The organism is Acidovorax sp. HMWF018 (assembly GCF_003061035.1).
GTDB classification, from domain to species: domain Bacteria; phylum Pseudomonadota; class Gammaproteobacteria; order Burkholderiales; family Burkholderiaceae_C; genus Acidovorax; species Acidovorax delafieldii.
On the sequence record NZ_QAIM01000101.1, the window covers coordinates 1 to 7,349 of the forward strand.

Sequence of the window (7,349 nt, forward strand, 5' to 3'; positions counted from 1 at the left end):
AGACTTTCAGCGCTGAAAGTCTGCCAACCTATCAGGAGCAGGCAATGACAGCAAAAGTGGTCACCGTGTTTAACCAAAAGGGCGGGTGTGGAAAAACAACCATTGCGATGAGCCTCGCTGGATCATTCGGGCTTCGCGGATATTCATCACTTGTCGTAGATATGGACCCGCAGGGGACTGCAAGCCGCTGGGCAAGTGCCGCCCCCGAAGAGCGGCCATTTCCAGCTTCTGTGATTAGTCTTGCTCCTATGGAAGGAAAGATGCACAGAGAAGTAAAAAATCACATAGATAAATTTGATGTGATTTTTGTAGATTGCCCACCGGCAATGAATTCTGCAGCCCCCACGTCGGCCATGTTGATCTCTGACTTGGCTCTCATACCGCTGGTCCCGAGTCCGGCGGATATCTGGGCGGCGGAGTCTGCCAAAAAATTGGCGGAGGCAGCACAGGCCAACAACGAAGAGCTCGTCGCACGAGTCGTTGCTAACATGGTCCAGCGCTCGACTTCACTAGCCAAAGAGCTAATTGAATTATTGGAGGAAGATAAAGAATTTCCTCTTCTAAAAACGTCCCTAGGTTCGCGAGCGGCGTTTAGAGAAGCCCAGATTCTGGGGTCAACCGTTCATCAAGTGCCACGCGCCACAGTTGCAATGGAAGAGGTGGAGTTGATGGCAGAGGAAGTGCTTCACCTTTTGCACCTTCCTTCGCGCAAAAATTAAGGACAAAAGATGATTTCCAAAGTCGACCGCAAAGCTGCAATGCGAGCGTCCCTTTCGGCTGAAAAGCGGGATGTAAATGCGCGGTTTGCAGCGGCAGATGCCGTGCTTTCCGAGCGTCCAGGTGGCCTTGGAGGTGTGCCCCCCCCCCAAGTCGTCCTCGATGAGGCACAGGCTGGTCGGACTTTCAGCGCTGAAAATACTGGTCCAGCGCAGCAGCGAATTGTGGCAGCTCCTCTTGATAGAGTGCACGAAAACCCACTGAATGCCCGTCACATCTATGACCCTGACATCGTCAAGGAGCTGGCGGCGTCAATTGCAACTCGTGGTCAACTCGTTCCAGCGTCTGCGATCGCGCATCCGACCATACCAGGTGACTACTTGCTGATCGATGGCCACTATCGAAAGAAGGCGCTCGCTGCAGCTGGTCAACACAGCATCGACCTGGTGATTCGCCCACACGAAGGTGATCTCGAGCTCTATCGCGTGAGTTGGGTGCTCAATGAGGAGCGTAGCGCGCAAAGTCCCTTAGACAATGCATTCGCGTGGAGAAAATTGCTTGATAAAGGCTTAGTGCAAACTGAGTTGCAAATCGCTGAGCTCTTGGGAGTGTCGCTCTCGACGGTGAACAAGACCATTGCGTTGCTGAGCCTTCCGACTGCTGTGCTCGACCGAATGCGCGATCGGCCAGAGAAGTTTGGCGTATTCGTTGGGTATGAGATCACGCTTGCTGCCAAGAAGGTGAGCGAGATAGAAGTGCTTGCATTGGTAAATCGCATCATCGAAGAAGATCTGTCGTCGCGTGAGGTCGGAGCCATACGCGCAAAACTCGATACTGGCGATAAACGCAAGCCTAAAGAAACATCGCGCCAATACAAGATCCAACACACTGGCCAACAGATCGGATTCCTCAAAGAATGGGACTCAGGAAAGGTCTCACTTGAGGTCGTGCTTGCCGATCCAAAGGAGAGGGCAGCACTCGTTGCCGAACTCAGAAGCCGTTTCGGTCTGTTTGACTGATCAAGATGTCGGCCAAAAGGTGAGCCTCTACAGGGAGCGAACAATGCTCCCGAAGAGGACCAAGGGCCCATAGAACGGACTGGAGACTCTTTAGGGACGCGAAAAGGGGGTGACTGTCCTTCCCGCCTTAAACCGAGACCTTTGATAGCCCGTATCGGTCCCTTCTTCTTTCTAAGGTGAGTCTTTACGGGGAGTGCCGCTCCACCGTTGTTTCAGCAGTCGGCCTACCAATCCGTCTCCACCGCCGGAGTGCAGTGCCAGAGCGACCTGCGCTTGCCAATCCTCAAAAGGTGAGCCTTTTCAGGGACCCGTCGCAATCGTCAGCGCGAAGGACCGGGGGAAGCATTCGAACACCCCGATATGTATTAAGGTGAGCTTTTACGGGGGCTAAAGCCAGGCCCGGAAACCGGAGCGAAATGTATGCAGTCTGCATTCGGCGGATCATCACCCCGAAACTCCCAAAAAGCGCCATATGGATGCCTACTTCATCGAGCCAAAGGGCATGTAAAGGCTCAAAGGTGAGACTCCACAGGGACTAGAAATGGCGCCCTAATGAGATTCCAGCATCTAGAATGTGTGCACTCACACACAGGGAAGAGTATTTAAAAGCTATCTTGCACACAAAGGTGAGTCTCATCAGGGACCAGCGCGGATGAGGTTCCACTATGCGTAGCCCGCACGGCTTCCTGTAAAGATTGGGTATAGGTGAGCCTTTACGGGGGGGCCTGATGAATCTAGGCGATTCTGATTGTGGCTGGGGAGAGGGGCAGGAGTCGTTTTCGATTTGACCTCGTCTGGTGAGCTTTTACAGGGAGCAAGGGAGTGATGCTCTACTGATGGGCAATTGGGCATGGTCGAATTCCTTCTGGACTCTGGTGAACTGGCTGTTTTGCATTGGAATTCACTCGTTAGGCATCCACGCTATTGAGGATTCTTTGTATTGAACATCCTTGGAAACCTTAAATACAATTTAAACATCGCAAAACCTAAGCCCCACGCGGTTTTCCGCCTAGTGAGGTGAGTGGATTCGGGGACCAAGGTGAGCCAATACGGGGAGAGAGGTGAGTGCCCCCGGGGACAGGCAACATCTATGGTGAGAATTAACAGGGACCATAAGTGAGTGGATTCAGGGGCAAAGTGCGCAAAGGTGAGCTTCTACGGGGAGCGGGCGACACGGTAGCTCCTTGAACTCGCCTAGAGCTCATGAACGTTTTCTTGGCGAGCTAGCTTCCACCTAATGATCGGGTCGGCCGAATGAGCGGTCTGCAGCCCAGCGTAGGCTTGCCTCATCACCTACGAAAAGGTGATGAGGCCACAAACCGATACAAAGGTGAACCCTCGACGCTTCCATCGAAAGGTGAGAGAATCGCGCCAAAATTTCACCGATAGATCCGGTCGCATGGCAGCGCGCACCAAGCACCGGTCAGGAAAGGTCGATGCCGATGGCGAGGAAGAGCAAGGCGAAACCTGGGGAGGTCATCACGATCGACGCCAGCGATGTGAGGGAGTTTCGCAAGACCAATGAGGCTATTGGATTGCGGGTCGTAGAAGGCAATCTCTCGCTGCTCTCTCGTAAGGTATTCAATGTGATGATGTACCACGCCCAGGAGATGAAGGTTCCTGGGCTCAATGCACCGATCAACACCGCTGCAGCCAAGAAGTACTTCTGGATTCCGCTTTCTGACCTTGCCCGGGATGCGGCCTACGACAGCAAGGATGTGCAGTACCTGAAGAAGCAGCTTGAGGAAATGCAGAACATTAAGCTGCTCATGGAGAACGAGCGACAGTGGACGAGTGAGCGACTGGTCTCTTCGGTCACCTTGGTTAATCCCGCTGGGCTGAACAAGCATGCAGGGCAGGTGTGGTTTGGATTCGCTTTTCCTCCTGAGGTGCACGAGCAGGTGATGGCGCCTAGCACTTACACACGGCTTTCGATCGTGTACCAAAGCTCGCTCAAGTCAGGGTCTGCCCTTGCTTTGTATGAAATCTGCCGTCGTTACGCGACTAATCCATCCAAGGTGACTTTCGTCCAGACTTATGAGCACTGGTACGGTGTGATCACAGGCAATCCTATATCTGAGTCGACACCGCCCGTCTACAAGTACTTCAAGCGGGACACCCTGAGGCCCGCCATCGCTGAAATCAACGCGCTCACTGACATCAACATCGAACTGATTGAGCACAAGAACGGCCGGCGCGTCGAGAAGCTGCAGTTCAAGGTCGAGCAGACGAAGCAAGCCCAGCTTGAATTCCCGGCGCCGCCCATCATCGACACGGAACTCATGACGAGGGTGATGAAATTCGGTTTCAGCCAAGCGGACGCCAGCGACTTGGTCGCGCAACACAGTGACGACCTCCTGCGCACGGCCATTTCTCGGGTGGAGGCACGCGCAGAGTCGAAGGGAATGACCCCGCTGGAGACCCCAGCAGGCTACTTCCGCTGGACGCTCCAGGACTTGGTGCGTAACCCGACTCCTGTACCTGCACTGGCATCACCCAAGGCTGCCCCCTCGTCTAGCAAGGCGAGCGGTCGCAGTGTGATGGAGCGATTTCTTGCCGCCAGGGCTATTGAGGCCCTTGGGGTCTACAAAGAACTTGACGATAGCGAGCGCAAGGCTCTATTCGAGGCGTTCAAGTCACAGAACGCCAACAAGACGTTAAAGCTGGACAAGGGGCTTGATAGCGCTGCAGTCCGTGGCATTTTTGCGCCTTGGTACGCCAAACAGTTGTGGGGAGAGCCAACGGCCCAAGCGCTGGCTCAGTTTATCGAGGAGTATGGAGCTACGTCCAGTTAGCCAGCGCTGGCTGGCGTCGTACGTTGTGGCCGGAGACGAACCAATTTCTGCCGCTTCAACTCAATACCCCGGCTGGAAAATGGTTGCATTCTTATGTTGTTCGCATATTAATTATGTCCACGTAACGTGGACATTCAAAAAAATGGACGACAAAGGCATCTTTGAGAGTGCTCTAGAAGCAATAGCGCCAGTAATGCAGTTCGAGGTGAATCGTTCCGGGATTCTCGGAGGCTGTTTGGTTTAAGTCAGCCCACTTCCGCAGTGGCCTGACTGGCGAGTTACCGGTAGTGGTTTGCCTCAGCTTCTGCCGGTGGGACGTACCCTATGGGTTCGAGCAGGCGATGGTGGTTAAACTATGACCCCCATTCGAGCGTGGCGAACTCCACGGCTTCCTTTGTTTTCCATGGCGCGCGGTGATGGATTAACTCGGCCTTGTAGAGACCGTTGATGGTCTTGGCCAAGGCGTTGTCATAGCTGGCGCCCTTGCTGCACACGGAAGTCTCTATGCTCGCTTCAGCCAGTCTTTCAGAGTACCGAATGCTGGCGCATTGCGACCCGCGGTCACTGTGGCAAATCAAGCTTCCATCGCGCTCAGGCTGCCAGATGTAAAGGGCTTGCTCCAGTGCATCGAGCACGAAGTCCGTGCGCATTGAACTGCTTACCCGCCAGCCCACGATACGGCGGGCAACACGTCAATCACGAAGGCTACCTGCCGTTCCGTACGTGAGGAGGAGCTTTGCTGTTCCACCTGCTGTCCCAAGCTGTACGAGTGCACGAGCGTCGTGATAACCACCAACCTGAGCTTCAGTGAGTGGGCCAATGTGTTCGGAGATACCAAGATGACCACGGCGCTGCTGGACCGCATCACGCATCACTGCCATATTCTGGAAACCGGTAACGACAGCTACCGGTTCAAGAACAGTTCGGCACAGCAGCCACAGACCCACCAAAAAGGAGAAGACAACCAAGAACTTATCCACAACGTGAGCATGAAGTTCACGAACCAGGGTGGGTCAGATCGAGATGGAAATGGCGGGTTAGTTTTGGGGAAATCAACAGTCAGCCACCGCCCCCGCTAGGCAGGCCAAGCGCAGCGACTTCTTTCTGGACTTCGGCCAAAACAACCGAGACGTCATCTAGCGATGGAGAAGTGGCAAATGAAATTGCGAGCAGGGTCAGGGGATGGACGTTCAAAGCGGTGGCGATCTGCTCCACTTTTCCCAACGTGGGACTTTTGGTGCCTCGCTCTAGACTGCTGATGTAGGTTCGACTTGAAACAGAGGAGAAGTCCTCTTGGGTGTACCCCCGTGCGCGACGGATTACCCGCAGAGCCATGGCGATATTGTTCAACGCATTTGAATGAGCTTCCATCTCCGCGATTAGGAGACTTTGAACACAATAGGGCTACAATCTATAGTGTTCAAATTTTGCTTAACCAATGATTTCTTACTTTCGCAGTGTGCTTGCTGGGCTAGCTAGAGTCTCCCGCCGAAGAGCCCCAATAGCTAGTCTAAGTTTTGTACGACCATACTTCTTTGTTGAGTACCGTACAGAAAGCATTGGCGGAGGCATGAAGAACATTTTTTTGTCGAATGAAGACCTATTGCTCGACTTTGTGAAGCAAGGTTCTTTGCAAGGCTATATTGTGGTTCGCGTGAGGGTAATGTCACCTGGATACATGCATGATTCAAAATTTTGGCATTTTGAGGATCTCATAGCTTTATGGGAGGCTGAAGAACCTAATATGTATGAGCCGGCTCTGCTGTACACGCTGTCAACTGGTGTCGAGTTGGTAAAATCAGCTTCCTTCACGCCAATAGAGCATTTGGGAAAGCGCAAGTTGATATATCGGGCCCCTTAAGGCCAGGCAGTAGCAGCTATATGTTCCATTTCTCTCAAAAACTGCTGAGCAGAGCCTCCTGAAACGTGTTTTCTCTACAGTCGATTGCGGATATAACGATGACCGAGTTCTTTAATAATCCTGTTGCTGTCGGAATGAGCCTGTTCGGTCTGCTTCTGCTAGTGGGCTCCACATTTTCAAAAATGCAGGCTCGTTGGGAGCGGAAACACTTTCGCAATGACGCTCTTTGATTGAAAGCTGAGCCTCGTTGTTTTTAGGAATCAAATTGAATCGACAGGAGGAGCAAAAGAACGCTTTTCCCATCCTTCATAGGTTCTGTGATTGATTGAGTATCAGTCCTACATTATTTAGTTGCGCATATCACCATGGGCTTATTTGTCTCATGCCAGCGATAGCATAATTTATTGGTGTACGTCTCTGCGCAGGGGGTCAGAACTAAAATAATTGGAATAGCCTTGACTGCGTTGTACCAACGACATAAGCTGCACTATGTGAACAAAGCGCATTCGTTAGCCTTCGGCCTGACTACCGCCCAACTGCAAGAGTTGGCCAAACAGGCTGTCCGTGACGCCATAACCAAGAACGTTCAGGCGGGTGTTTCAACAACCGTTCTGCTCAACGGGCGTGTGCAATCGCTCGATGCAAGTGATCTACGACTGCAGTCGCTCTTGAACGAACGGGACGCGACTGGCCACGAGTCGTAGTGCGGAGGAACTTCATCTGGGCTGCTGTGCCCGTCATCGAAATCTCGAACTTCGTAGGGGTCATGGAGGCCGACCAGCTTTGACAACTGAGGTTGGCTCTGCGGGGGAAGCGTCCCGCGACTCCGAATTGCGGAATAAATGCTCCTATTTGGCGGTTTGTTAGTGCCAGTGCAAACGTGATCAGCAGTGCCAGTCGAACATTGACCAGGGGCTAAAGCTGGTTCCATTAGAAACCAGCTGTGGATAACTATAG

General features: G+C 52.9%; 5 protein-coding genes and 2 pseudogenes. 5 read left to right on the plus strand and 2 right to left on the minus strand.

The features are described from left to right. The first annotated feature begins 44 nt into the window (after positions 1-44). The 3 genes from parA to DBR23_RS03515 all read left to right on the plus strand — a co-directional run bounded on the left by parA (position 45) and on the right by DBR23_RS03515 (position 4,531). The gene (gene parA, locus DBR23_RS03505; RefSeq protein ID WP_108497340.1) at positions 45-719 is read left to right on the plus strand and encodes a ParA family partition ATPase; all 675 of its coding nucleotides are present in this window, start codon (positions 45-47) and stop codon (positions 717-719) included. A 9-nt stretch (positions 720-728) separates the two neighbouring features. Further along, positions 729-1,736, plus strand: a complete 1,008-nt coding sequence (locus DBR23_RS03510; protein ID WP_108497336.1) for a ParB/RepB/Spo0J family partition protein — start codon at positions 729-731, stop codon at positions 1,734-1,736. A gap of 1,436 nt (positions 1,737-3,172) precedes the next feature. Beyond that, positions 3,173-4,531, plus strand: coding sequence for a replication initiation protein (locus DBR23_RS03515; protein ID WP_108497337.1), 1,359 nt, complete (start codon positions 3,173-3,175; stop codon positions 4,529-4,531). Positions 4,532-4,809: 278 nt separating this feature from the next. Here the strand turns inward: DBR23_RS03515 and DBR23_RS03520 are convergent. Continuing rightward, positions 4,810-5,240, minus strand: a pseudogene (locus tag DBR23_RS03520) (DDE-type integrase/transposase/recombinase); the annotation flags it as partial. Here DBR23_RS03520 and DBR23_RS03525 point away from each other — a divergent pair. Further along, positions 5,235-5,518, plus strand: a pseudogene (locus DBR23_RS03525) (ATP-binding protein); the annotation flags it as partial. The pseudogenes DBR23_RS03520 and DBR23_RS03525 sit on opposite strands and share 6 nt — an antisense overlap. A gap of 72 nt (positions 5,519-5,590) precedes the next feature. Here DBR23_RS03525 and DBR23_RS03530 read toward each other — a convergent pair. After that, positions 5,591-5,902 carry a helix-turn-helix domain-containing protein gene (locus DBR23_RS03530; protein WP_108497338.1) on the minus strand — a complete coding sequence of 104 codons (312 nt, stop codon included), beginning with the start codon at positions 5,900-5,902 and terminating at the stop codon, positions 5,591-5,593. A 199-nt stretch (positions 5,903-6,101) separates the two neighbouring features. Between DBR23_RS03530 and DBR23_RS29165 the strand changes: the two genes are divergently transcribed. Then, the gene (locus tag DBR23_RS29165; protein WP_133246262.1) at positions 6,102-6,392 is read left to right on the plus strand and encodes a hypothetical protein; all 291 of its coding nucleotides are present in this window, start codon (positions 6,102-6,104) and stop codon (positions 6,390-6,392) included. Positions 6,393-7,349: the final 957 nt, after the last annotated feature.